Origin of the sequence: Aquirufa novilacunae, from assembly GCF_045310505.1 — a bacterium.
Lineage (GTDB): Bacteria > Bacteroidota > Bacteroidia > Cytophagales > Spirosomataceae > Aquirufa > Aquirufa novilacunae.
The window spans coordinates 616,151-637,500 of record NZ_JBEWZG010000002.1 but is presented as its reverse complement, the minus strand read 5'-3'; the positions used below and the strand labels follow the sequence as shown (position 1 = coordinate 637,500).

At 44.4% G+C, this 21,350-nt stretch carries 18 protein-coding genes, 1 tRNA gene and 2 rRNA genes (1 of these 21 cut by a window edge); 5 read left to right on the top strand and 16 right to left on the bottom strand.

Annotation, left to right across the window (positions count from 1 at the left end):
* From V7S74_RS10970 to V7S74_RS08105, 3 genes are all read right to left on the bottom strand, one after another.
* A 23S ribosomal RNA gene (locus tag V7S74_RS10970) occupies nucleotides 1-161 on the bottom strand (it extends 2,778 nt beyond the left edge of the window).
* Nucleotides 162-245: 84 nt separating this feature from the next.
* Nucleotides 246-319 (bottom strand) — tRNA-Ile (locus V7S74_RS08110).
* 129 nt (nucleotides 320-448) lie between these two features.
* A 16S ribosomal RNA gene (locus tag V7S74_RS08105) occupies nucleotides 449-1,954 on the bottom strand.
* Together the 16S and 23S rRNA genes with 1 tRNA gene alongside form the textbook arrangement of a ribosomal RNA operon.
* Nucleotides 1,955-2,398: 444 nt before the next feature.
* On the opposite strand from V7S74_RS08105, the gene V7S74_RS08100 reads away from it, so the two are divergent.
* Nucleotides 2,399-3,124, top strand: a complete 726-nt coding sequence (locus V7S74_RS08100; RefSeq protein ID WP_406778254.1) for an RluA family pseudouridine synthase — start codon at nucleotides 2,399-2,401, stop codon at nucleotides 3,122-3,124.
* A gap of 10 nt (nucleotides 3,125-3,134) precedes the next feature.
* Here the strand turns inward: V7S74_RS08100 and V7S74_RS08095 are convergent, their stop codons facing one another.
* From V7S74_RS08095 to V7S74_RS08075, 5 genes are all read right to left on the bottom strand, one after another.
* Nucleotides 3,135-3,542 (bottom strand): RrF2 family transcriptional regulator, encoded by a 408-nt coding sequence (locus V7S74_RS08095; protein ID WP_130895317.1) that lies wholly within the window; start codon nucleotides 3,540-3,542, stop codon nucleotides 3,135-3,137.
* Nucleotides 3,543-3,688: 146 nt separating this feature from the next.
* Nucleotides 3,689-4,156: a 30S ribosomal protein S7 gene (gene rpsG, locus V7S74_RS08090; RefSeq protein ID WP_130895318.1), complete on the bottom strand. Its 468-nt coding sequence runs from the start codon at nucleotides 4,154-4,156 to the stop codon at nucleotides 3,689-3,691.
* A gap of 70 nt (nucleotides 4,157-4,226) precedes the next feature.
* The gene (gene rpsL, locus V7S74_RS08085) at nucleotides 4,227-4,631 is read right to left on the bottom strand and encodes a 30S ribosomal protein S12 (RefSeq protein ID WP_127805424.1); all 405 of its coding nucleotides are present in this window, start codon (nucleotides 4,629-4,631) and stop codon (nucleotides 4,227-4,229) included.
* 139 nt (nucleotides 4,632-4,770) lie between these two features.
* Complete coding sequence (gene uxuA / locus V7S74_RS08080; protein WP_406778253.1) at nucleotides 4,771-5,961, bottom strand: mannonate dehydratase; 1,191 nt, start codon at nucleotides 5,959-5,961, stop codon at nucleotides 4,771-4,773.
* A gap of 185 nt (nucleotides 5,962-6,146) precedes the next feature.
* A complete protein-coding gene (locus V7S74_RS08075; protein ID WP_406778252.1) occupies nucleotides 6,147-7,610 on the bottom strand; it encodes a DUF4301 family protein in 1,464 nt (487 codons plus the stop codon).
* A 99-nt stretch (nucleotides 7,611-7,709) separates the two neighbouring features.
* Here V7S74_RS08075 and V7S74_RS08070 point away from each other — a divergent pair, with 99 nt between their 5' ends.
* Nucleotides 7,710-9,632, top strand: a complete 1,923-nt coding sequence (locus V7S74_RS08070; protein WP_406778251.1) for a RecQ family ATP-dependent DNA helicase — start codon at nucleotides 7,710-7,712, stop codon at nucleotides 9,630-9,632.
* On the opposite strand, the gene lon is transcribed toward V7S74_RS08070, so the two are convergent.
* The 7 genes from lon to V7S74_RS08035 form a co-directional block, all read right to left on the bottom strand.
* Nucleotides 9,593-12,088 (bottom strand): endopeptidase La, encoded by a 2,496-nt coding sequence (gene lon, locus V7S74_RS08065; protein ID WP_406778250.1) that lies wholly within the window; start codon nucleotides 12,086-12,088, stop codon nucleotides 9,593-9,595. The two genes, V7S74_RS08070 and lon, sit on opposite strands and share 40 nt — an antisense overlap.
* 80 nt (nucleotides 12,089-12,168) lie before the next feature.
* Nucleotides 12,169-12,648: a DUF6702 family protein gene (locus V7S74_RS08060; protein WP_406778249.1), complete on the bottom strand. Its 480-nt coding sequence runs from the start codon at nucleotides 12,646-12,648 to the stop codon at nucleotides 12,169-12,171.
* A complete protein-coding gene (gene rseP / locus V7S74_RS08055) occupies nucleotides 12,649-14,040 on the bottom strand; it encodes an RIP metalloprotease RseP (protein WP_406778248.1) in 1,392 nt (463 codons plus the stop codon).
* Between the two features lie 6 nt (nucleotides 14,041-14,046).
* A complete protein-coding gene (locus V7S74_RS08050; protein ID WP_406778247.1) occupies nucleotides 14,047-15,207 on the bottom strand; it encodes a 1-deoxy-D-xylulose-5-phosphate reductoisomerase in 1,161 nt (386 codons plus the stop codon).
* Nucleotides 15,204-15,818 carry a rhomboid family intramembrane serine protease gene (locus V7S74_RS08045; RefSeq protein WP_406778246.1) on the bottom strand — a complete coding sequence of 205 codons (615 nt, stop codon included), beginning with the start codon at nucleotides 15,816-15,818 and terminating at the stop codon, nucleotides 15,204-15,206. The genes V7S74_RS08050 and V7S74_RS08045 overlap by 4 nt, the downstream gene beginning before the upstream one ends.
* A gap of 17 nt (nucleotides 15,819-15,835) precedes the next feature.
* Entirely contained in the window at nucleotides 15,836-16,813 is a 978-nt protein-coding gene (locus tag V7S74_RS08040; RefSeq protein ID WP_406778245.1) for a polyprenyl synthetase family protein, read from the bottom strand.
* A 1-nt stretch (nucleotide 16,814) separates the two neighbouring features.
* On the bottom strand, nucleotides 16,815-18,029 hold the full coding sequence (locus V7S74_RS08035) for an NADH-quinone oxidoreductase subunit D (protein ID WP_406778244.1): 1,215 nt from the start codon (nucleotides 18,027-18,029) through the stop codon (nucleotides 16,815-16,817).
* A gap of 134 nt (nucleotides 18,030-18,163) precedes the next feature.
* Here V7S74_RS08035 and rpmG point away from each other — a divergent pair, with 134 nt between their 5' ends.
* The 3 genes from rpmG (at nucleotide 18,164) to ftsY (ending at nucleotide 19,585) form a co-directional block, all read left to right on the top strand.
* Nucleotides 18,164-18,346, top strand: a complete 183-nt coding sequence (gene rpmG / locus V7S74_RS08030; RefSeq protein ID WP_130895329.1) for a 50S ribosomal protein L33 — start codon at nucleotides 18,164-18,166, stop codon at nucleotides 18,344-18,346.
* 8 nt (nucleotides 18,347-18,354) lie between these two features.
* Complete coding sequence (locus V7S74_RS08025) at nucleotides 18,355-18,507, top strand: DUF4295 domain-containing protein (RefSeq protein ID WP_109324168.1); 153 nt, start codon at nucleotides 18,355-18,357, stop codon at nucleotides 18,505-18,507.
* A gap of 100 nt (nucleotides 18,508-18,607) precedes the next feature.
* The gene (gene ftsY / locus V7S74_RS08020; RefSeq protein ID WP_406778243.1) at nucleotides 18,608-19,585 is read left to right on the top strand and encodes a signal recognition particle-docking protein FtsY; all 978 of its coding nucleotides are present in this window, start codon (nucleotides 18,608-18,610) and stop codon (nucleotides 19,583-19,585) included.
* Here the strand turns inward: ftsY and V7S74_RS08015 are convergent, their stop codons facing one another.
* Nucleotides 19,586-21,256: a glutamine--tRNA ligase/YqeY domain fusion protein gene (locus tag V7S74_RS08015; RefSeq protein WP_406778242.1), complete on the bottom strand. Its 1,671-nt coding sequence runs from the start codon at nucleotides 21,254-21,256 to the stop codon at nucleotides 19,586-19,588.
* Nucleotides 21,257-21,350: the final 94 nt, after the last annotated feature.

The window sequence follows — 21,350 nt, the reverse complement described above, 5'->3', positions numbered from 1 at the left end:
CCTCTATAATCTCTACTCTTACTTTGTACTCTGGTGGAGAATAACGGATTCGAACGCGGAATGCAATTCCGTTGACCCGGTCAACTTCACACTTGTGGAGAATAACGGATTCGAACCGTTGACCCCCTGCGTGCAAGGCAGGTGCTCTAGCCAGCTGAGCTAATCCCCCAGGGATTATGTTGCTTTTAGCATTTCTGCTTTTAGCGGCTTTTGCCTCTCATCCTCACTAGCCTTTCAATTTCTTGTGGGCCTGCGTGGACTCGAACCACGGACCTCTACATTATCAGTGTAGCGCTCTAACCACCTGAGCTACAAGCCCGCTTAATCTTTTAATCTAATGCTTTAAAAGCTTAACCGCTTTTGGTTAGCTTTTCCTTTAAGCGTGTGATAAAAACAAAGAAGATGAATAAGCACTAATGCGCTTAAGCGAAAATAATAGCTTCTCCAGAAAGGAGGTGTTCCAGCCACACCTTCCGGTACGGCTACCTTGTTACGACTTAGCCCCAATTACCTGTTCTACCCTAACTGGCGGTTTAACGGCCAGCTTCAGGTCTACCAGACTTTCATGGCTTGACGGGCGGTGTGTACAAGGTCCGGGAACGTATTCACCGCGTCATTGCTGATACGCGATTACTAGCGATTCCAGCTTCATAGGGTCGAGTTGCAGACCCCAATCCGAACTGTGAACGGTTTTCGAGATTGGCATCCTGTTACCAGGTAGCTACCCTCTGTACCGCCCATTGTAGCACGTGTGTAGCCCTAGGCGTAAGGGCCATGATGACTTGACGTCGTCCCCTCCTTCCTCTCTACTTGCGTAGGCAGTCCATTTAGAGTCCCCACCATAACGTGCTGGCAACTAAATGCAGGGGTTGCGCTCGTTGCGGGACTTAACCCAACACCTCACGGCACGAGCTGACGACAGCCATGCAGCACCTTGTTTCAGGTCATTGCTGACTGATCCATTTCTGTATCATTCCTTCACATTCTAGCCTAGGTAAGGTTCCTCGCGTATCATCGAATTAAACCACATGCTCCACCGCTTGTGCGGACCCCCGTCAATTCCTTTGAGTTTCACCGTTGCCGGCGTACTCCCCAGGTGGATAACTTAACGCTTTCGCTGTGGCACCGACCAGATTCGGCCGACACCTAGTTATCATCGTTTACAGTGTGGACTACCAGGGTATCTAATCCTGTTTGATACCCACACTTTCGTGCATGAGTGTCAGTAAAAGCCAAGTGAGCTGCCTACGCAATTGGAGTTCTTGATAATATCTATGCATTTCACCGCTACACTATCAATTCCGCCCACCTCTACTTTACTCAAGTCTACCAGTTTCAATGGCACTGCAATCGTTGAGCGACCGTCTTTCACCACTGACTTAATAAACCACCTGCGCACCCTTTAAACCCAATAAATCCGGACAACGCTTGCACCCTCCGTATTACCGCGGCTGCTGGCACGGAGTTAGCCGGTGCTTATTCATACAGTACCGTCAATGCCTCTCGCAAGAGTCGTTTCTTCCTGTATAAAAGCAGTTTACAACGCATAACGCCTTCATCCTGCACGCGGCATGGCTGGGTCAGACTTGCGTCCATTGCCCAATATTCCCTACTGCTGCCTCCCGTAGGAGTCTGGCCCGTATCTCAGTGCCAGTGTGGGGGATTGACCTCTCAGTTCCCCTACCAATCATAGCCTTGGTGAGCCGTTACCTCACCAACTAGCTAATTGGACGCATGCCCAGCTTACATCGATAAATCTTTAACAGCTGCTGGATGCCCAGCTACTGTCTTATGCGGTATTAATCTCCCTTTCGAAAGGCTATCCCCCAATGTAAGGTAGGTTGCATACGTGTTACGCACCCGTGCGCCACTATGTCCGAAGACACCGTTCGACTTGCATGTATTAGGCCTGCCGCTAGCGTTCATCCTGAGCCAGGATCAAACTCTCCATTGTAAATAATCTTTGGATGTTTGACTGCTCTTATTTTAATAAGAAAATTGTCATTATCCTTGTCTTGAATGCTACTATTTCGACACTGTGATTTAAACACAGTATCTCTTCTTTATTTCTATCAACACGTCAAAGAACTCTTGTACCTCGATGTAAATTAAACAAAGCAACCCGCTCTGTCGTGAACTTAATCACCTAATCTACTCTCAGTCTTGTGCTAGAAACCTTTTGTTCCTAGCGATTGGGAGTGCAAAGATGTAGGATTATTTTATTATTAACAAATCATGACCAAAACTTTTTTAAACATTTCACGTAAATGACTGAAAATCAAAGGAGGAATTTTTAAAATATTTTTAAACAATTAGCATATCGTGAAATAATCCTACCTTTGCGGAGGAAATAGGCGGAGAGATTTTGGCCTAAACAAAGCCAGATAATTAAAAAAACATGAAAGACTACCATATCGTATACGAAGACAATCACCTCCTGATCGTGAATAAACGCGCAGGAATTCTCGTACAGGGAGATAGTACTGGAGATGTTACCTTAACCGATGTGCTAAAAGAGTATATCAAGGAAAAATACCAAAAACCCGGCGCTGTTTTCTTACACCCGGTGCACCGCTTAGATCGTCCGGTAAGTGGATTAGTGATTTTTGCCCGTACTTCTAAGGCTTTAGAGCGAATGATGGAGATGTTCCGCAAGCGGGATATTCAGAAAACCTACTGGGCTGTGACGCGCAAAAAGCCTTATCCTGAAAAAGGCAAGTTGACTCACTGGCTTTTAAAGAACGAGGCCAAAAATACAACGACGGCATACGATTACCCAGAAGACAAAGCGTTGAAGGCGGAGTTGAATTATAAGATTTTGGGAAAAATCAACTTACACTACTTAGTAGAGGTAGAACCGATCACAGGTAGACCACATCAAATTCGCGTGCAATTAGCTTCGTTGAATTGCCCCATTCGCGGGGATATCAAATACGGCTACGATAAACCAAACGTAGATGCCAGCATTAATTTGCACGCACGTCGCTTGTATTTCATCCATCCGATCAAAAAGACACCGATTATCTGCAAGGCGTCTGTTCCGGAGAATCCGTTCTGGGAGGAGTTTTTAGAATTAGATAACGATGAGTTCAAGATGAAAAACTTGGACTACTTATACGAATAAAAAAAGGAGCTTACATAAGCTCCTCTAAAGTCGTATTTTCTAAAACGGACAAGTTCGCATCCCGCCATTTTGTTAAAACCGTTCTGAGTTGACACGTTTCCTCGTCAGCACAATCATCGCATTTGCCATAAAAGTGTAAAGAAACACATAAAGCTGGGGCAATGGGACCATCCACGATGCGGATGATTTTGGCAAAAGTCACTTCAGCAGGAGGAATGCGTAGGTAATAGCCTCCGCCCTTTCCTTTTTGGGACTGCAAAATTCCGTGATTACGTAATTCTAATAAAATAGCTTCGAGGAATTTCTTCGGTATTTTCTCCGATTCCGCGATGTGCGAAATCAATAAGGGCCCTTTCTCATAGGATTGCGCCAATACTTTTAAAGCCTTTAAAGCATATTTTGCCTTCTTCGAAATCATAGTGTTGTTGATTGAGATTCAAAGCTAAACAAAATTCAGGAATACTCCATTAGCCCGCTCGATTAAGTACTAAATACTGCGCCAGCATTCAGGCATAAAAAAAGAGGCTAACCTTTCGTTTAGCCTCTTCATGTAATTCAAATGAATTAGAAACGGAAGTGAGAGAACGCTTTGTTCGCTTCTGCCATTCTGTGTGTATCATCTTTCTTCTTCACAGCTGCTCCCTCACCTTTCGATGCTGCAATGATTTCATTCGCTAAGCGATCCATCATTGTTTTGTCACCACGCTTACGCGCGTAACCGATTAACCACTTCATTCCCAATGAAACTTTACGTTCAGCTCGTACTTCTGTTGGTACTTGGAAGTTTGCTCCACCTACGCGACGGCTCTTAACCTCCACGGATGGCATCACATTGTTTAATGCTTTTTTCCAAGTTTCTAAACCGTTTTCTTTTGTACGCTCCTCTACTTTATCTAACGCATCATAAAAGATGGTAAATGCCGTAGATTTCTTTCCATCGTACATTAAGTTGTTTACAAACTTAGTTACTAATACATCCTTAAATTTAGGATCTGGTAATACGTAGCGCTTTTTTGGTTTCGCCTTTCTCATGTTGTTAGTTCTTTAAAATCGACCCAACCTTCTGCTTTAACGAAGCATACTGGATCTTTCTGTTAATAAATTATTTCTTTTTACCTGTTGGAGCTGCTTGACCTGGTTTAGGACGTTTAGCACCATACTTCGAACGAGACTGTAAACGACCAGAAACACCGGCTGTATCTAAAGCTCCACGAATGATGTGATAACGTACACCTGGTAAGTCTTTCACACGACCACCACGGATCAATACGATCGAGTGCTCTTGTAAGTTGTGACCTTCACCTGGAATGTAGGCATTCACCTCTTTTTGGTTTGTTAAGCGAACACGAGCTACTTTACGCATCGCTGAGTTTGGTTTTTTAGGAGTAGTCGTGTATACACGAGTACAAACCCCTCTTCTTTGTGGACAAGAATCCAAAGCTGGTGACTTAGATTTCCAAGTCATTTGCTCACGTCCCTTGCGCACTAATTGCTGAATAGTTGGCATTTTGGAATAATTACCGTTTAAATTTTAAAATTCTTTTAATCCCTTCAAGCGCGTCAGACTCAATTAGATAGAGTTCTCCCACACTAATGGGGGTGCAAAGTTAGCAATAAGATATAGAAATCAAAAGGGGAAATTAAAATTATTTCAAAAAGCCCCGTATACCCATTTCCAAACCGCGTAATTCGGCTAACCCGCGTAATCGACCTATCGCCGTGTAACCTGGGTTCGTCTTCTTCCCTTCTTGCAAATCATCTAACATGCGGTGACCGTGGTCTGGTCGGAAGGGCAGGCGGAAATCTTTGCGACCAGATGCGATACGCTTATCCTGCTCATTTACTAATCCCTTCATCACCCCAAACATATCCACATCACCATTTAAGTGATCCGCTTCATGGAAGTTTCCATATTGATCACGACGCGTAGCGCGTAGGTGAATGAAATTAATGCGATGTCCAAGACGCTCAACCATCCCCACTAAATCATTGTCTTCGCGAACGCCATAACTACCGGTGCAGAAGCACAAGCCGTTCACATTGCTTTCGTACGCATTCAATAATTGTAGCGCATCACTTTCTGTACTCACCACACGGGGTAAGCCTAAAATCGGATACGGAGGATCGTCTGGGTGAATCGATAAATTAACTCCGGCCTCCTCAGCCGCAGGCGTGATTTCGCGAATGAAATCATATAAGTTTTCCCGCAATTCCTTCTCCCCTACGTTTGCATAGGTGTCCAAAGCCTCTTGGAAAGACTTCAAGGTAAAGCTTTCTTCAGAACCCGGAAGGCCAGCGATGATATTCCGAATTAATTTATCTTGTTGCGCTTGTGTAGCGGATGCTAGCCATTTCTCCGCTCTAGCGATTTGCTCTGCTGTATAATGCTGCTCTGCGCCTGGGCGCTTTAATAAGAACAATTCAAAGGCACAGAATTCTGCAGCATCGAATCGAAGGCCAGTACTTCCATCTGGAAAACGGAAATCTAAATCCGTCCGAGTCCAGTCTAAAATAGGCATGAAATTATAACAAACTAAATCAAGGCCTGCCTCCCCTACATTTCGAAGCGAAGTTTTATAGTTCTCAATGTATTGCTTGTAGTTGCCAGAACGGGTTTTGATATCCTCGTGCACCGGAATACTTTCGATCACGGACCAGGTCAAACCAGCCGCTTCAATGATCGCTTTGCGTTCCAGAATATCTTTCAATTCCCACACCTGTCCATTCGGAATTTGGTGCAATGCACTTACAATACCAGTGGCGCCCGCTTGACGGACATCGGATAATTGAACGGGGTCGTTTGGACCAAACCACCTCCATGTTTGTTCTAAGGCCATATATTTTTGTTTACTAACCTTATAAAGGCTTTTTTCTGGCAATTTTACCTAGTGCTAGATTAAATAAAAAACCTTGCCTGGAAACCGGGCAAGGTTTTTGTAATCAAGCATTTATATACTTCCTTTAAAATCTCTTTCTTAGGGGCGACAAAAATAGGGAGTTTTTCTTCAAACAAAAAAATATCCTAGCCATTTTGATGAGCAGGTCGCACTAAATCAGTCACCGTTTTCACTGGGTTGAATGTTTCCAACGGAACTTCCACAAACAAGGTATTCCAATCGGACATCGCCCCATTCCAAAGACCCGGTAATTCCATCGCCTTTAGTTCCTTGCCATCTTTCGTCTTATCGGTAATGAAACCGGTGTTCATATCGCGGTAGTTCAAAAGGTTTAAACCGCGAGTCGCGCACACTAAATCCACCGGATTGAAGTGGGAGGCTTGGTGGAATTTGGCTTTTTGGGCTTCATCCTTCATATCAATCTGCGCCGACTCGACTAATTGCAAAGTGAAATTTCCTTTCGCATCCTGGCACCAGAAGGGGCCTCCTCCGGGCTCACCCGTATTTTTCACCACCCCACACACGCGGGTAGGACGAGCTAAGACTTCGCGGATTTTTGTGATTTTTTCTTCTTGTGACGAGCCCGCGAATTCCGCCGAAGGCACAAAACCTAAATAGGTAGCCATCTCTTGCAGCGCTTCCTTTATCGTTGCCTCCGATGGATTTTCTTGCAGTTGCTTATCGAGGTGTTCGATGCCTTCCAAAATCCAAAGCAATAATCCCCCCAGCGCTTTCTTGTATTCTATGGTCGGTTGCTTCAATGCATCCGGCACGACATTGTCGATATTTTTAATGAAGATGACATCCGCTTTCAGATCATTTAAGTTCTCTAAAAGGGCACCGTGGCCAGCGGGTCTAAAAAGTAGCGAGCCATCCGCTTCCCGGAATAGGGTATTATCAGGGTTTACGGCAATTGTGTCTGTGGCAGGCTTCTGCTCCGAGAAGGTGATCTCGAAATCGATGCCTGTTTTTGCGGACCAATTAGGGGCAAGCTGGGCAACTAATGCTTCGAAACCCCTGCGGTGTTCTGGCGAAACCGTAAAGTGCAAACGGGCTTTTTTACCGTTCGAAGCATAGGCCGCCGCCTCCACGATATGTTCCTCTAAAGGGGTTCGCGCTCCTTCCGGATAGGAATGGAAGGCGAGAAGGCCTTTGGGTTTTTGGCCATAATCCATGCCATCTGACCCAAGTAATTTTTTCAAAATATCAGCCGATTCGTCCTTATCACCGATCAAGGTCTTCAATTCAGGGTAAAATGCGAAGTGATCCAGTTCATCAAAGAACTTGGTACACTCCTTGTTTTCCTGACCGGACGATAAAAACTCGAACAAAGATTTAAACATACGGGTGGCGGCACCCGATGCTGGCACCATCTTCAAAATCGAAAGAGCTGATTTTTGCTGATCAAAACGATCGATGAATTCCTGACGTTGCTCGTCCGAAAATTGAAAAATCCCGTTTCCGATGGAGGCTGATTTTTCCAAATTCATCCAAGGGAAACCTGACTTAAAAAAATCAACTTGTTGATTAATTTCTGCGGGTGTAATTCCGCGTTTCGATAATTGGGCTAAATCCTTCTCTGATAACATACACGCTTTCTTTTGTGTCTAAAAATAAGAATTTCTTCGCAGGAATTCCTAAAAATCTGCTCGAGGAGTTCATTCTTTTTTGGTAGATTTGTTTAGACGATGGCAGAGATCAATGACATATTGCAAAAATACTGGGGACACACCTCCTTTAGACCCTTGCAGGAGGAGATCATTCACTCGGTACTCGAAGGCCAGGACACGCTAGCCTTATTGCCTACCGGCGGAGGAAAGTCGGTGTGCTTCCAGGTCCCGGCATTAGCGATGCCTGGAATTTGTATCGTCATTACGCCTTTGATTGCCTTAATGCAGGACCAAGTTGATCAGTTGAATCGTCGAGGGATTCCTGCCACGGCCATTTTCTCTGGGCTCCGCCAGCGCCAAATCGACATTTTACTCGATAATTGCATTTACGGCAACACGAAATTTCTTTATGTTTCGCCCGAGCGTCTAAAAACAGATCTGTTCATCGAGCGCGCGAAGCAAATGAATATTAGCCTTTTGGTTATCGACGAGGCGCACTGTATCTCCCAATGGGGATACGATTTTCGGCCGCCTTATTTAGAGATCGCTACCTTTCGCGCATTGATTCCCTCGGTGCCTTGCATCGCTTTAACGGCCTCCGCGAACGAGGAAGTTCAGCATGATATTCAAGAGAAGCTGCATTTTAAAAAACCGAATGTCTTCCAAAAAAGCTTCAGCCGAGCGAACCTCTCCTACTCCGTCTTGTACGAGGCAGACAAGGAAAAGAAGTTGTGCTCGATGTTGCAACGGGTTCCCGGCTCTTCCATAGTCTACGTTCGAAATCGCCGGAGGACCCAGGAGATTTCTGATGTAATATCTAAAGCCGGATTGTCTAGCACTTTTTACCATGCGGGCTTGCCATCAGACGTGAGAAGTTCGAGGCAAAAAGATTGGATTGAAGGCAAAGTTGATTGCATCGTGGCGACGAATGCTTTTGGGATGGGTATCGATAAACCGGATGTGCGCCTGGTCGTTCACCTGGATTTACCGGATACGATTGAGGCCTATTACCAAGAAGCGGGGCGTGCGGGTCGCGATGAAAAGAAAGCTTACGCTGCCATCCTCTATGAAGAAAAGGATATTCTGGATTTAACAGCGCAATGGGAAAAATCCTTCCCGACGGCTGAAATCATCAAGCGCACGTATCAGGCGGTCTCCAATTATTTGCAAGTGGCGGAAGGTAGCGGAGAATTGCAGAGCTATGATTTTGACTGGATGGATTTATGCCAAAGATTCAATTTACCTAGCTCCCAAACTTATTTCGCACTGAAAATGCTCGAAAATGAGGGTTTGATTCTCTTGAATGAGGCTTTTCAAAATCCCTCGAAAATTCGTTTCATCGTCAGCTCGACCGAATTATACGATTTCCAAATCCGAAACGAGAAATTCGAATCCTTCCTAAAAGCACTACTTCGAATCTATGGAGGGAATCTGTACACGCAATTTGTTTCCATCTCAGAGGCTGACTTCGCACATCAAATCAAAATTCCACCGGCAGAGGTAGAACGAAATCTGGCTTTACTGGAGAAATTTGAATTGATCGAATACGATAAGCAAAATGGATTGCCTAAACTCATTTTCTTAACACCTCGAGCGAACATTGAAAATTTACCGATTCTTTGGTCGGAGTATTTAAAGAAGAAGGAACGGACGAAGAAGAAGATTGATGCGATGGTTCACTATGTGAAGCATCCAGAGGCTTGCAGAACCTTATTGATTACGTCGTATTTCGGGGAGTCGTTACAGCAAAGCTGTGGAATTTGCGATCATTGCTTGCAGCGCAAAAAAGAAGCCTCCGGGAAAAATATCCCCGAAGGCCTCGAAGCAGAACGCAAATTGATTCTGACTTATTTGAAGAACGGACCTTTATCTGTTCAAGATCTAGTTGAATGCCTCCGCCCATTGGCATCTGCTGAGGCACTTCGCATCATCCAATTCAGCTTGGAGATGGGCGAAATTCACTATAACGCCGCAGACGAACTCGCTATCGGCTCTGCCTGAAAAACAAATTTCACTGGGCTCTTCACCTGCTCTTTCAATAGAGCTAAAGCTAATACCTCCTTCGCATCGTCCACATAATGGAAGCTCAAGTCTGAGATATAATGCGCCTCGATTTCCTCCACATCTTTGCGGTTCTTCGAGCACATGATAATCTCCTTAATTCCCGCTCTTTTGGCCGCTAAAATCTTCTCTTTAATTCCGCCTACTGGCAACACCTTTCCTCGTAGCGTAATCTCACCGGTCATCGCTAACTTCGATTTTACCTTGCGCTGAGTTAATGCGGAAGCAATCGCCGTTAGCATCGTAATGCCGGCAGATGGACCATCTTTAGGCACCGCCCCTGCTGGAACGTGAATATGCAAATTGTATTGGTCGAAAATGCGGTAATCAATGCCGTATTCTTCTGAATGTGCCTTCAAGAAACTCAAGGCCGCCATCGCCGACTCTTTCATTACATCCCCTAGTTGACCAGAAAGTGTTAAAACACCTTTTCCTCGGTTCAATAAGGTTTCAATGAATAAGATGTCTCCTCCCACCGGTGTCCAGGCTAAGCCTGTTACGACTCCGGCGTATTCATTATTTTCGTAGGTGTCCTTATCGAAGTGTTCTTGTCCTAATAATTTCACGACATCCGTCGCCGAAATTTTGTGCGGATAATCCTGGTCCATCGCGATGGACTTCGTGATTTTACGCACTACGCGACCAATCTCTTGCTCGAGTTTACGTACACCAGATTCACGGGTATAGCCTTCGATGACCTTTTGGATCGCCCCTTCGTTCATCGCAAATTCTGCTTTCTCTAATCCGTGCTCTTTCTTTTGCTTAGGTAATAGGTGCTTTTTCGCGATTTGGACTTTCTCCTCCATCGTATAGCCACTTACCTCAATGATCTCCATCCGGTCGCGTAAAGCAGGATGAATCGTATCTAAATTATTCGCAGTAGCGATGAACATCACACGCGATAAATCGTAGTCACACTCCAGGTAGTTATCCATGAAGCTGCTGTTTTGTTCCGGATCCAACACCTCTAACAAAGCAGACGAAGGATCGCCGCGGTGGTCTGAACCTACCTTATCAATCTCATCCAAGATGAAAACCGGATTCGATGATCCCGCTTTTTTGATGCTTTGAATCACCTTGCCTGGCATCGCGCCCACATAGGTTTTGCGGTGACCTCTGATTTCAGCCTCATCACGTAGACCACCTAAGGCCATACGCACGTATTTACGTCCTAAAGCTTTCGCAATCGAACGACCTAAAGACGTCTTGCCTACACCTGGAGGGCCATAAAGGCATAAAATAGGGGCCTTCATATCACCCTTCATCTTCAATACCGCTAGGTATTCGATGATGCGTTCTTTTACTTTTTCTAAACCAAAATGATCCGCATCCAACACCTTCTTAGCCTTCACTAAATCAAAATTGTCTTTGGTGAATTCTCCCCAAGGTAAATCAGCTAACAACTCGACGTAATTCATCAACATCGGGTATTCACCTGACATGGAGTTCGTGCGCTGAAGTTTAGAGAGTTCTTTTTGGAAGAAATCGTTTACTTCTTTCGACCATTTTTTCTTCGCCCCTTTCGCGCGCAAGCCGTCCAATTCTTGTTCTGGACTTTCTACACCTAGCTCCTCCTGCAAGACCTTGATCTGCTGGCGGATATAATAATCACGCTGCTGCTGGTCGATATCGCTTGATGCTTTACTCTGAATTTCACGCTTCAACTCCAAATGCTGAATGTCCTTCAACATGTGCTCCAGCAAGTGAGTCGCTTGTTCGATTCCATCCAAAGTCTCTAACAAAGCCTGCTTTTCTTTCAATTCCGCATTGATATTCGAGGAAAGGAAATGGACTAAGAAGGCTGAAGATTCGATGTTGTCTAAGGCAATTTGTGCCTCGCGGGGAATCTCTGGATTCAGATTTAATATTTTCAACGCGCACTCTTTCAACGTCGAAACGAGTGCCTTATTCTCCTTATTTAATTTTTTCGGGAAGGTATCTTCGATGTAGGTAACGCGAGCTAACAAATTAGGCTCAGTCTTGATGTATTCACTTACCTCAAAACGTTTGCGACCCTGAACGATAATCGTTGTGTTCCCACCTGGCAAAACGAACATCTTGACGATGTGCGCTACCGTACCGATCTTGTACAAATCATCTGGTGTCGGTTCTTCTTTGGAATTGTTTGCTTGTACTAAAACCCCAATCGTGCGATCGCCTTTGTACGCCTTCTTCACGAGGCGAACAGATTTTTGGCGAGAAACCGTAATCGGAATAACCATCCCTGGAAACAGGACAATATTACGAATCGGAAGGATAGGCAATTGGTCTGACAAAACACTCATTTTGTCATCATTATCCATCCCCTCAGATCCGATAGGAATCAATTCTATATTTTCAAAATCAGACATCTCCGAAAGCTGTAAATGCTTAAAAAGGTCATTTGGATTATTCATACCACATTTTTAAATTCTGCTCCTCAGTGAGCAGACGATATTAATCAATTTTTATGCCAAACGTCAAGATGGCAGTATGATTATCTTGATAATTGTTGGATCTCCTGACTTTTTCGAAAAAGATAGGACTTCTTTTGGCCGGCTGAAGCCCACTGAACGAGGTTCGTTTGGTCCTCAAAAATCTCCAGAAAAATGGAATTTTCCAGATAAGATCCCGCTAAATCGGACGTGGTCGGAATTTCAAGATATACCCAAATCGCGTCCTGTTGCTGCTCCGTTCCTAACCAGCGATAAGGGGTGCTTATTTGCTTGCCTGCATGAAACCTGAAATGCTTCCGAAGGTAGGTATCTAACTCTTTTTCAGAGGCCTCATCCCCCGGAATCATGCGGTATTTCTTAGCTATCGCCGAACTAACACTTTGTTCTAAATCATCCTGAAATAGGCGAATGCTAATTTCCCAGCTTTGGTCCTTCTGATTATAGCTCATCTCCGTCACCGAACTATGAAAGGGGTGCAGATCAGGTAAAAATAGGCTTAAAAACAGAACCAGCAGTTTCAATTAGAAGAAGGCTTTAAAGATATCGTTTCCAAACGTATAGGCCATCAAGGCTAGCAAGATGATCATACCCACCTGCTGCGCCTTTTCTAACACCTTTTCAGACGCTGGTTTTCCCGTAATCATTTCATAAATCAAGAAGATCGCGTGACCCCCATCCAATGCAGGAATAGGTAAGATATTCATGAAGGCCAAAGCCATCGACAACAATCCTGTCAACATCCAGAAACGATTCCAATCCCATACGCCACCGAACATTTGGGCGATACCGATCGGACCGCTCAATGCCTTCGATGCCGAAACATCACCTGAAGCAATTTTCTTGAAACCTTTGATGTTATCCGAAATCACAGAGAAAGCGCGACCCGTTCCGATGCTAGCAGCCTCCGCAAACGAATAATCCTCGTGCGTCACCTGAATTAGCATTTCCGGAATAAATCCGATTTGACCAGAAGAAGCTACTTGCATTTCTAGTGTATCCGCCACGCCTCCGCGTTGGATTCCTAGACGAATCTGCTTTCCAGCGCGCTTTGATAGCAATTCTTTTACCTCATGGTAAAAGTGAACCGGAGTCGAATCTACAGAGGTGATCACGTCCCCTTTCTTCAAACCAGCGGCATAAGCTGGCAATAATTCTGTGGGCTTCGATGCAGAGAACTTATCGAAGAATCCTGGCTCTTCAGGTGCAGCAACTTCGGCTACTTTAAAGGCCGCCATCGGCTCGATAAATGCCGCTTTTTTATCGCTTAACTTTTCGATGAAGTTCGATGGGATTTTGATCTCCAAAGTCTGATCTCCACGTTGCACCGTGTAAGAAGAATTCTCTCCCAATAACACATCCGATGCACGTAAATCAGATAATTGCTTGTAATCTGCTCCGTTCACGCGAATGATTTTATCACCCGTTTTAAGACCAATTTGCTGACCTAAATCCATCGCCACGATGCCGTTCTTATTTAATTCTTCTTTTGAAATAAAGTTATTCCCGTTCGAATAAGTCAAGCAAACGAAGATTACCACACCGGTAATCACGTTCACGATTACACCACCTAACATCACGATTAAACGCTGCCAAGCTGGTTTCGCGCGGAATTCCCAAGGTTCTGGATCTTTCGCTAAGGTCGCTGCATCTTGCGTTTCGTCAATCATTCCGGCGATAGAAACATAGCCTCCTAGCGGGAACCAGCCTAAACCGTATTCGGTATCGCCTACTTTCTTCTTGAATAAAGCGAAGTTTAGTAACGTAGGAATAGGGAACATAAAGTCGAAGAAAAGATAAAACTTCTCGACTCTCATTTTAAACCATTTGGCTGTAATAAAATGACCAAACTCGTGCAATGTTACTAAAATCGACAACCCCAAAATCAGTTGCCCTGCCATCACTAAACCTTCCATAATTCGCTATTTTCTATTTTTATCCACCCAGTCCTGGGCCATTATTCTACTTAATTTATCACTTTCAATGTAATCCTCTAATGTCGGATTCGCGATAAAAGTTCCCTGATTCATCACATATTCGTTCAAATCAGACATCGCTAAAAACCCAATTTGATCCTCTAAAAAAGCCGCCACCGCCACTTCATTCGCGGCATTCAGCAAACAAGCCTTATTTCCTCCCTGCTCCAGCGCCTGGAAAGCCAATCCTAAATTGCGGAACGTCTTCGTGTCCGCCTGCTCGAAAGTCAAGGACGAATATAATTTAAAATCAAAACGAGGGAAACTCGCCTTCATCCGATTCGGGTAACCTAAGGCAAACTGAATCGGCAATTTCATATCCGGCAAGCCTAATTGCGCCTTAATCGAACCATCCTCAAACTGTACTAAGGAGTGCACAATCGACTGCGGATGCACCACCACTTCGATTTCTGACGGTTTCACGTCAAATAACCAAGCGGCTTCGATCACCTCTAAACCCTTGTTCATCAAACTGGCAGAGTCGATCGTTATCTTCGCTCCCATCGACCAATTCGGGTGTTTCAAGGCTTGTGCCCGAGTTACTTGAGCTAATTGCTCCCGGCTCAATCCTCTAAAAGGACCGCCTGAAGCGGTTAATATCACTTTTTCAATCGGGTTGTGGGACTCGCCCATCAAACACTGAAATATGGCCGAATGCTCTGAATCAACAGGTAAAATAGGCACGCCCATCTCCCTTGCCAACGGCATAATTAAGGCTCCAGCTACCACTAAGGTTTCCTTGTTCGCTAAAGCAATCGGCTTCCCCGCCTTGATGGCTTTCACCGTAGGCAACAAGCCCGCATAACCTACTAATGCGGTTAAAACGATATCGACAGAATCCAACGTCACTACTTCTTCCAGGGCCTGAGCACCTGCGTGGACTTGGATGCCTGTTCCGGATAAAGCCTCTTTTACCTGCGCATATTTTGCTTCATTCCCAATCACCACATGCGCCGGTTTCCAGGCTAAGGCTTGGGTAATGAGGAGATCGGCTTGGTTTTGGGCGGTTAAGACCTCCACCGAAAATTCAGATGGGTGCTCTGCAATCACCTCCAATGCCTGCGTTCCAATTGAACCCGTACTTCCTAAAATCGCTATTCTTTTCATCGCAGCATCGCCGTTATTTGTTCCACAAAACTAATCCACACCTGCGGATACAAAATAGTCATCGCCACTAAACCGAATAAAGCACCATATAAATGCGCGCTGTGATTAACGAAGTCACGGCTGCGTTTATCCATCTCCACCGAATACCAGGTGAATAATCCCGCATAGATGAAACCCGGGATTCCGAAGAATCCGAAAAGGTAAATTTTCTCGGTCGGAAAAAACAAGATTCCTGCGAAGATAACCGCAGAAACCGCTCCTGAGGCACCTAATGAATTATAATGGGGATTATTTTTCTGTTTGAAATAGGTCGGCAAATCTGCGACTAAAATCGCTAACAAATAAAATACGAGGTATAATTCGGATGCAATGGAGGGAAATAATTGATTAAAAATCCGCTCTAATTGTACCCCAAAAAAGAAGAACGAGAATAGATTAAAAAACAAGTGCGTGAAATCCGCATGAATGAATCCGGAGCTGATAAATCGCCAGTATTCATTTCTGTGTTGAATCCGGTACGGATTCATGAGCATCTTTCCCATCCACTCTGGCTTTTGCAGGGCAGCAAGGGAAATAATAATCGTCACAACAATCAGTAAAATCGAGACCATAGGTAAACAAAACTACGTTAAACTTCTCGATCAACCAACCCGCTCATGAATTTAACCAAGGCAGATTTTTGCTCTTCGGAAATAGCTAAGCCTTGGATCTCGTCGAATGCTGAATCAAAATAAGACGCGATGACCGCTTCTGTTTCTGCTTTCAAACCTAAGGAATCATAAATAGCCGTTACCGCTTGTACCTTTTCTGCCGCCACATAGTCCGTAGCAGCCACCCAGTTTTCCAGTGAAGCAAGGGTGGAACCTGTCGCTTTTTCGAACGCTTTTATCAGTAAATAGGTTTTTTTATTCGCTAAAATATCACCGCCTGGCTGCTTCCCGAATTTCTCCGGATCGCCATAGACATCTAACAAATCGTCTTTTAATTGAAATCCTAAACCGATCGTTTCTCCGATGCGGTACAAGGAATCGCTCACGGAAGCAGGGACCGAGGCTAGCAAGCCGCCCATCTCCATCGAAAAACCGATCAAAACAGAGGTCTTCAAGCGAATCATTTCGATGTATTCCTCTACTTTCACATCGTCACGGTTTTCGAAATTCATATCGAATTGTTGTCCCTCGCACACTTCTGCTGCGATGCGTGAAAGGCGTCCTAACAAGTGTTGGAATGCCTCTAGGCTCAACCCTTGTACCTTATTTAGGTATTGGTAGGCATTTACTAGCATCACATCCCCAGAAAGAATGGCGATGTTGTCGTTCCATTTTTCGTGGACTGTTTCTTTGCCACGACGTAAAGGGGCTTTGTCCATGATGTCGTCGTGCATCAAGGTGAAATTGTGGAAGATTTCTACCGATAGAGCCGCAGGAACCTGTTTTTCCCAGTCCGACTTGAAAAGTGAATAGGTTAATAAACAAAGAACTGGACGTATCCGTTTGCCGCCTAAACTCAGGAGGTAATGGATGGGGTCGTAGAGCTCGCTAGGATTTTGGCCTATATCTAAACGACTAATTTCCTCATCGAGGGCTGCTAAAAATGCTTTGTTCATCTTATCTATCTACTTCGCCCATCACTAAATCCAAAGATCCGATGATGGCTACTAAATCTGCTAAATAGGTTCCTTTCGCCAAATAAGGCAACACCGAAAGGTGGTGGAAAGAGCAAGCGCGCACTTTCAAGCGTTGTGGAATATCCGAGCGTCCGTCCGTACGAATGTAAAAACCGAGTTCTCCTTTCGGATTTTCTGCCCTCACATAGGTATCCATCGCTTTAGGACGAATCTTTTTAGGGACCAAAGACTGAGGGTCAAACTCCCTCGTCCGCTTCTCATCTCCTAGCAAGGCCACTATACATTGTTCAATAATCCGTAGAGATTCCTCGCATTCCCGGATACGCACGTGGTTTCGATCCCAACAATCCCCTACGGATCCCATCGCTCCTTCGCCCACTGGAATGTCAAATTCCAATTCCGGATAAACCGAATAGGCATCGATGCGACGAAGGTCAAATGGCAAGCCCGAACCCCGCAATACCGGACCCGTACATCCATAATTAATCGCCGCATTCAGGGGTAAGACACCTACATTCGCGGTTCTTTTAATGAAAATACTGTTATCTTCTACTAACTGCTTTACTTCTTTAATCGTGTTTTTGATCACCGGAATTAATTCCTGCACCTTCTCTTCAAATCCTAGAGGCAAATCATAAAATAAACCTCCTACCCACACATAATTATATAACATCCTCGCTCCCGAAAGCCATTCTAACATCCGCTGAATGTCCTCTCTGTCACGCATTAGCCATAAAAAGGGAGTGTAAGCCCCGATATCCAAGCCATACGTTCCAATCGCCACGAAGTGCGAAGCAATTCGATTTAACTCCGCCACCAAGACCCGAATGTATTCGATACGCTTAGGCAGTTTACCCGTAAGATCCAGCATCTTTTCCACCGCCATCACATAGGCATGCTCTGAATTCATCGCGGCCATATAGTCCAAACGATCCACGTAGGGGATGATTTGGTTAAACGGCAACGCTTCAGCATGCTTCTCGAAACATCGGTGTAGATAACCTAAATGGGGGACGACTTCCTTGATCCACTCGCCGTCTGAAATCACCTCTAAACGGAGAACTCCGTGCGTCGACGGGTGTTGAGGCCCCAGCGAAATGATCATCTCCTCCGATTTTAAATCCTCTACCCGAAATTTATTCGGATCAGAATTCTCAAAATTTTCAGGAAGAAATTGATACTGGATGGGATTCATTAAACAAAAATGAGAAATCTAACGGGTAAAAATAAATTTTTCCATCTATTTTTAGCAAAGGCTTTGGGAAAAAAAGAAATTCTTCTACCTTTGCATTCCGTTTCGAGCAGAGGCGGATAAAAGATTTATCTATTATGGCAAAGAAAGGAAATCGCATTCAAGTAATCTTAGAATGCACTGAGCACAAAGAAACTGGTTTACCAGGCATGTCTCGCTACATCACTACGAAAAATCGTAAAAACACAACAGCACGTATTGAGTTAAGAAAATACAATCCTGTTTTGAAAAAAGTTACTTTACATAAAGAAATTAAATAGGTTGACCCATGGCTAAGAAAGTAGTTGCAACTCTGAAGAAAGAAGGCGGCGTTAAGTACGCTAAGATCATTAAGGCGGTTAAGAATCCTACAACAGGAGCTTATACCTTCAAAGAAGAAATCATCCTTCAAGATGAAGTTAACGCAGCGTTGAAAAACTAATTTTTCAATACCCGTTACCCTATCTTAAAAAAATTGAAGTCCCTTCTTGAAGGGACTTTTTTTATTTTGATTACCTTCGCATTGTATTTTAAATCACCTCATGGGATTATTCGATTTTTTCAAAAAGAAACCTGAACCTCAACAGCAGGAAGAGATCCAAGCTTTAGAGCAAGGATTAGAGAAGACATCCACTGGATTATTCTCTAAGATCGGTCGTGCGGTGGTAGGTAAATCGAAGGTAGATGAGGAAGTACTCGACGAATTAGAGGAGATTTTATTGACTTCCGATGTAGGTGTAGCCACCACGTTGAAGATTATTGAGCGCATCGAACGCCGCGTAGAACGCGATAAATACGTTTCCACAGAAGAATTAGATAAAGTATTACGCGAAGAAGTCGCAGCACTTTTAGAAGAAAACCAATCCTCTTCTTTAGAAAATGCCTTCGCAGAACCTTCCCAAAAACCCTATGTCATCATGGTCGTAGGAGTGAACGGCGTAGGTAAAACCACCACCATCGGTAAACTTGCTTCTCAATTCCATCAAAATGGATTGAAAGTCGTATTAGGTGCGGCAGATACTTTCCGTGCGGCAGCAGTCGATCAATTGAAGTTGTGGGGAGAACGCGTGGGAATTCCAGTGATTGATCACGGAATGAATACGGATCCGGCAGCAGTGGCTTATGATGCTGTGAAGCAAGCGGTGGACATGAACGCAGATATCGTGATCATCGATACAGCGGGACGTCTACATACGAAGGTGAATTTGATGACTGAATTAGGCAAAATCAAGCGCGTGATTCAGAAATTTATTCCAGAGGCACCACACGAGGTGATGCTGGTTTTAGATGGTTCTACAGGCCAAAACGCTTTCATACAAGCCCAAGAGTTCACAAAAGTAACCGAGATTACCTCCCTAGCGATTACAAAGCTAGACGGTACGGCAAAAGGTGGGGTGGTGATTGGAATTTCGGATCAGTTCAAGATCCCAGTCAAATACATTGGAGTGGGAGAAAAAATCTCCGACCTCCAAGTATTCAACAAGACCACTTTCGTGGATTCGCTTTTCGCGAAAAAATAATTACTTCGCCTTTTCTTTAGCCCACGTATCTTTCAACGTCACTGTACGGTTAAAGACTAATTTATCTGAGCTCGAATCTAAGTCAAGACTATAATAACCTTTGCGGATAAACTGCAATGGCTGACCTACCGTAGCTGATTTCAAACCTGGCTCCACGTAGACTTTTGGAATAATTTGCAATGATTCTGGATTGATAAACTTCAAGAAATCATCCCCTAATTCAGAGGCATCCTCCACGATCAACAAGCGATCAAAGTTACGTACCTCAGCCTCCACCGCATGAGCGACAGAAACCCAGTGAATCGTTCCTTTTACGTTTATGCCACTCGTATCTTGACCAGACTTACTTTCTGGGATGTATTCCGCGTGCACCTCTGTCACATTCCCTGCCGCATCCGTTTTGAAATCCGTACACGTCACAATATAAGCTCCTTTCAAACGCACCTGCAAGCCCACGCCCAGACGGAAGAACTTCTTAGGTGGATCGATCATAAAGTCTTCGCGCTCGATGTATAATTCGTTCGAGAAAGGCACAGAACGCTTCGTGATTACCTCTGCCTCCGGATTATTTTCAATCTGTAAATCCTCCGTTTTATCGGCTGGATAATTCGTAATCACTAATTTAATTGGGTCCAAAACAGCCATCACACGATCCGCTGACTTGTTTAAGTCTTCGCGGATACAGAATTCCAAAAGACTCAAATCAATTAAATTATCCCGTTTCGCCACCCCGATGCGCTCGCAGAAGTTGCGAATCGAAGCCGGCGTGAATCCACGTCTGCGTAAACCAGAAATCGTAGGCATGCGGGGATCGTCCCAGCCGTTCACTACTTTCTCGTTCACTAATTGTAATAATTTACGCTTACTCATCACCGTGTGGGATAAGTTCAAGCGCGCAAATTCATATTGATGAGAAGGGAAAATCCCTAATTTATCTAAGAACCAATCGTATAATGGACGGTGAACGTCAAATTCAAGCGTACAGATCGAGTGGGTGATTTCTTCGATGGAATCACTTTGGCCATGAGCAAAATCATACATCGGGTAGATGCACCATTTGTCTCCTGAACGGTGGTGTTTTACGTGACGGATACGGTACATCAAAGGATCACGCATGTGCATGTTTGGATGTGCCATATCGATTTTCGCACGTAATACCTTCTCTCCATCCGCATATTTTCCGGCACGCATGTCACGGAATAATGCTAAATTCTCTTCTACGCTGCGATCTCTGAAAGGACTGTGCGTTCCAGGTGTGGTAGGTGTTCCTTTTTGAGCTGCAATTTCTGCCGCCGAAGAATCGTCCACATAAGCGAAAGAAAGCGTAATTAACTTCTCTGCAAATTGGTATAAATCTTCAAAGTAGTCCGAAGTATATAATTCCTCCGCCCAAGTAAAGCCTAACCAAGAGACGTCTTTCTTAATCGACTCCACGTATTCTGTTTCCTCCGTCACCGGATTCGTGTCATCAAAACGCAAATTAGTTGCCCCGCCAAAACGCTGTGCTAGCCCAAAGTTCAAGCAAATACTCTTTGCGTGACCGATGTGCAAGTAACCGTTAGGCTCCGGTGGAAAACGAGTCAAAATACCGTTCGGGTATTTTCCTGACGCGATGTCCTCAGAAACGATTTCTTCTAAGAAATTCAGGGATTTGGGTTTTAATTCTTCCATGTATTATTTTTCGTGTTCCTTTTCGTGTCGACGAATAAAATTTAAGCTATAAGGTTCAAAAATAAACATTATTTGCTAAAATCCGTAATTTGCA

Bases quoted from the DNA above. Each gene is read 5' to 3' on its own strand.
- V7S74_RS08100 (WP_406778254.1), top strand. From the start codon at position 2,399: ATGAAAGACTACCATATCGTATACGAAGACAATCACCTCCTGATCGTG.
- rpmG (WP_130895329.1), top strand. From the start codon at position 18,164: ATGGCAAAGAAAGGAAATCGCATTCAAGTAATCTTAGAATGCACTGAG.
- lon (WP_406778250.1), bottom strand. From the start codon at position 12,088: ATGAATAATCCAAATGACCTTTTTAAGCATTTACAGCTTTCGGAGATG.
- V7S74_RS08095 (WP_130895317.1), bottom strand. From the start codon at position 3,542: ATGATTTCGAAGAAGGCAAAATATGCTTTAAAGGCTTTAAAAGTATTG.
- V7S74_RS08070 (WP_406778251.1), top strand. From the start codon at position 7,710: ATGGCAGAGATCAATGACATATTGCAAAAATACTGGGGACACACCTCC.
- rpsG (WP_130895318.1), bottom strand. From the start codon at position 4,156: ATGAGAAAGGCGAAACCAAAAAAGCGCTACGTATTACCAGATCCTAAA.
- V7S74_RS08035 (WP_406778244.1), bottom strand. From the start codon at position 18,029: ATGAATCCCATCCAGTATCAATTTCTTCCTGAAAATTTTGAGAATTCT.
- V7S74_RS08050 (WP_406778247.1), bottom strand. From the start codon at position 15,207: ATGAAAAGAATAGCGATTTTAGGAAGTACGGGTTCAATTGGAACGCAG.
- V7S74_RS08040 (WP_406778245.1), bottom strand. From the start codon at position 16,813: ATGAACAAAGCATTTTTAGCAGCCCTCGATGAGGAAATTAGTCGTTTA.
- V7S74_RS08045 (WP_406778246.1), bottom strand. From the start codon at position 15,818: ATGGTCTCGATTTTACTGATTGTTGTGACGATTATTATTTCCCTTGCT.
- V7S74_RS08075 (WP_406778252.1), bottom strand. From the start codon at position 7,610: ATGTTATCAGAGAAGGATTTAGCCCAATTATCGAAACGCGGAATTACA.
- V7S74_RS08025 (WP_109324168.1), top strand. From the start codon at position 18,355: ATGGCTAAGAAAGTAGTTGCAACTCTGAAGAAAGAAGGCGGCGTTAAG.
- uxuA (WP_406778253.1), bottom strand. From the start codon at position 5,961: ATGGCCTTAGAACAAACATGGAGGTGGTTTGGTCCAAACGACCCCGTT.
- rseP (WP_406778248.1), bottom strand. From the start codon at position 14,040: ATGGAAGGTTTAGTGATGGCAGGGCAACTGATTTTGGGGTTGTCGATT.
- V7S74_RS08015 (WP_406778242.1), bottom strand. From the start codon at position 21,256: ATGGAAGAATTAAAACCCAAATCCCTGAATTTCTTAGAAGAAATCGTT.
- rpsL (WP_127805424.1), bottom strand. From the start codon at position 4,631: ATGCCAACTATTCAGCAATTAGTGCGCAAGGGACGTGAGCAAATGACT.
- ftsY (WP_406778243.1), top strand. From the start codon at position 18,608: ATGGGATTATTCGATTTTTTCAAAAAGAAACCTGAACCTCAACAGCAG.